The sequence below is a fragment of the Streptomyces sp. 13-12-16 genome, from assembly GCF_002114215.1.
Lineage (GTDB): Bacteria > Actinomycetota > Actinomycetes > Streptomycetales > Streptomycetaceae > Streptomyces.
On the sequence record NZ_NCTE01000970.1, the window covers coordinates 1 to 3,040 of the forward strand.

5 protein-coding genes are annotated in these 3,040 nt (G+C 75.8%); all 5 read right to left on the bottom strand.

What is annotated here, in order from left to right; genetic code table 11:
- A partial coding sequence (locus B7767_RS33300) for a copper resistance CopC family protein (RefSeq protein WP_143652756.1) occupies window positions 1-686 on the bottom strand: 686 nt, incomplete at its 3' end.
- 148 nt (window positions 687-834) lie between these two features.
- On the bottom strand, window positions 835-1,602 hold the full coding sequence (locus B7767_RS33305; protein WP_085575362.1) for an SDR family NAD(P)-dependent oxidoreductase: 768 nt from the start codon (window positions 1,600-1,602) through the stop codon (window positions 835-837).
- Entirely contained in the window at window positions 1,599-2,078 is a 480-nt protein-coding gene (locus tag B7767_RS33310) for a cupin domain-containing protein (protein ID WP_085575363.1), read from the bottom strand. Before B7767_RS33310 ends, B7767_RS33305 begins: the two co-directional genes overlap by 4 nt.
- Window positions 2,075-2,683 (bottom strand): GNAT family N-acetyltransferase, encoded by a 609-nt coding sequence (locus B7767_RS33315; RefSeq protein WP_085575364.1) that lies wholly within the window; start codon window positions 2,681-2,683, stop codon window positions 2,075-2,077. The genes B7767_RS33310 and B7767_RS33315 overlap by 4 nt, the downstream gene beginning before the upstream one ends.
- Window positions 2,676-3,040 (bottom strand): penicillin acylase family protein (locus B7767_RS33320; RefSeq protein WP_143652755.1); only part of this gene is annotated, 365 nt, incomplete at its 5' end. The genes B7767_RS33320 and B7767_RS33315, both read right to left, overlap by 8 nt.

Sequence of the window (3,040 nt, forward strand, 5' to 3'; positions counted from 1 at the left end):
AGGCGGGTCAGCAGGGCGATGCCCGGACGGCCGGTGAGGGTGCCGGTGAACGCCGGGAGGTCGAGGACGGTCGCCGGCGAGGTGCCGTTCTCGTACGGGGCGCGCAGGACCAGCAGGGCGGTCGTGGCCGTCAGCAGGGTCCACCAGCCGGTGAGCAGCGGCAGCCGCAGCGGGGCGGGGTCCGGTGGCCGGCACAGCGCCGCGAACGCCGCCGTGCCGATGAGCAGCGCGGCGGCGATGTACGCGAGGTAGCGGCCGGTGTCGTAGAGGCTCTTGGTGACCGGGTGCTCGGCGTGGTCCGCCGGTGCCGCCGGCGCGGTGGGCGAGGGTGCGCCGACGGAGAAGGTGAAGGCGCCGGAGACCGGGTGGCTGTCGGCGGAGACCACCCGCCAGGCCACCGTGTACGTGCCGTCGGCGAGGCCGCCGGGCAGGTCCGCGCGGGCGGTGTCGGAGGCGCCGTCCGCGTGCTGCGGCTCGCCCAGGTGGACCCGGCGGTTGTCGGGGCCGTAGACGCGGAAGGAGTCGTCGAGCAGGCCGACGGACTCCGTGAAGGTCAGGGTGAGGTGGCGGGGCGCGGACTCGACGACGCTTCCGTCCCCGGGGTCGCTGCCGCGGAGGGCGGCGTGGGCGCTCGCCGGGGCCGCGCCGCCGAGGACGAGCAGGACCAGCAGGGTGCCCAGCAGCACCAGCCCTCGAAGTCGCCGGGTGCCGCGGCCGTTCGGGGTTCCGTCCCGTCCGCCGTCGTCCGCCGCCCCGCTCCGCCGTCGCTCCACGTCGTACCCGCCTCCCGGCCGTCCCGCTCAGGGTTACGTACGGATGGCGGGCCCGGTGTGCTCACCAGGTCGGCCGGGCCGTGGCTCCCCCGTCCACCACCAGGTCGTGGCCGGTCACCCAGGACGCGAGCGGGGAGGCGAGGAACACGCAGGCGTCGCCGACGTCCTCCGGACGGCCGAGCCGGCCCACGGCGGACGCCCGCCGCCAGCGTCGTACGCCCTCGGGCCAGGCGTCGGCCAGGCCCTCCCGTTCGATCAGGCCGGGCGAGACCGTGTTGACGCGCACGCCCCACGGCCCGTACTCCTGGGCCGCCGCGCGGGCGTGCATGACGACCGCCGCCTTGGAGGCGGTGTAGTGGGCGTGGCCGGGCGCCGGGACGCGGGCCTCGACGGAGGCGATGTGGGTGATGGTCCCTCCGGCGTCCCGCATCAGCTCCGCCGCCGCCTGGGTGCAGGCGAAGACGGTGGTGAGGTTGGTGTCCACGACCGCCCGCCATTCGGCCGCCGTCATTCCGGCGAGCTCCTGGACCGGCTGGACGCCGGCGTTGTTGACGAGCGCGGTCAGCCGGCCGCCGAACCGGTCGGCCGCCTCGGCCACCACGCGGTGGCAGGCGTCCTCGTCGGTGAGGTCCGCCCGCAGGACGACGGCCTCGCCGCCCGACTCGCGGATGCGGCCGGCGGTCTCCCGCGCGGAGTCCACCGCCGTACGGCAGTGCAGCGCGACGGCCGCGCCCTCCTCGGCGAACCGCCGCGCGATGCCCCGGCCGATGCCGCCGCCCGCGCCGGTGATCAGGGCGACCTGGCCGTCGAGCAGGCCCTTCCGGCTCATGGACGGCAGAGTTCCGCGATGAGCGCCGCCCGGTCCGGGTAGCGCGCCGTCAGTTCCGCCGCGTCGCCGTGCTCGTAGCCCTCGTAGGTGAAGCCGGGTGCCATCGTGCAGCCGAACAGCGTCCAGGCGCCGCCGGCCGCCACCCGCGCGCCCATCCAGGTGCCGGCCGGGACGGTGAGCTGGACGTACTGGCCGCCGAGGACGTCCGGGCCGAGCACGGGGGTGCGGGCGGTGCCGTCGGGGGCGAGGAGGAGCAGGTGGAGCGGGTCGCCGAGGTAGTGGTGCCAGATCTCGTCGGCGGGCAGGCGGTGCAGGGCGGAGAAGTCGCCGGGGGCGTCGGTGAGCAGGGCGACGACGGCGGTGCCCTCGGGCCGGCCGTCGGGGCGTGCGGGACCGGCCCAGGTCTGCCGGAACCGGCCGCCCTCGCGGGGGATCGGCTCCAGTCCGTAGTGGGCGACGAGATCGTCGGGGGTCACCTTCCGAAGGCTACCTCGCGGGTGAGGAAGGCGAGTTGTGCCTTCTTCTCGGGCAGGTACACGTCCGGGAGGTCGATCTCCGGGAGGACGACCACGGGGCCGGCGGTGAAGCCCTGCTTGAGGAAGCGGGCGACGGCCTTCTCGTTGGCCACGTCCGGGTCGACCACGATGCGCCTCCGGTCGAGGCCGAGCAGGACGTACGCGGCCAGGACGCCCGTCAGGGCGGCGGTCCAGCCGGGGCGGGGACTCCCGGTTCCGGCGGGGGCGAGCAGCAGGTGGATGCCGATGTCGCCGGGTTCGACGGGGTAGCAGTCGCCCACGCGGTCGGCCTCCGGTTCGTACGTCTGGAGCAGCGCGGCGGGTTCGCCGTCCTTGAGGACGAGGTACGCGTGGTGGGTGTCGAGGGTGTCCAGGTGGGCGTAGATCTCGGCGACCCGCTGTGCGGTGAGGCCGTTCATGCCCCAGAAGACGGCGCGTTCCTCGCTCACCCAGCGGTGCAGGAGGGGCGCGTCGGCGGCCGGGTCCAGCGGCAGGACGCGTACGGTGCCGAAGCCGTCGACCGCCTGCTCGTGGACGGCGGCGCGGGAGGCGTACGGGTCAGACATCGGTCTCCTTCTTCAGCTGTGCCCAGTCGGTGAGGACCGGGGCCAGGTCTCCGGCGAGCCACAGGGGCTGCTGGTCGCGGTGGTGGGGTGAGCCGGGTACGCCGGACGCGCCCAGCGGCACCACCCAGCGGCTGTTCTCCCGGTCGGCCAGGTCCCAGACGTAGCGGGCGGCCGGGCCGCGCGCGGCGAGGTCGGTGAGACCGGGCACGGGGGAGGTGCACAGCACGCAGTCGTGGTCGCCGGAGAGGCCGGGTTCGTCGTACGGCGTGGCCGGCGGCAGCGCCCGCCAGGGGGCCAGGCGGTGGGTGTCGCCCCAGGTGCCGGCGGGCGGCCGGGCGGCCACCTCCTCCAGCGCCG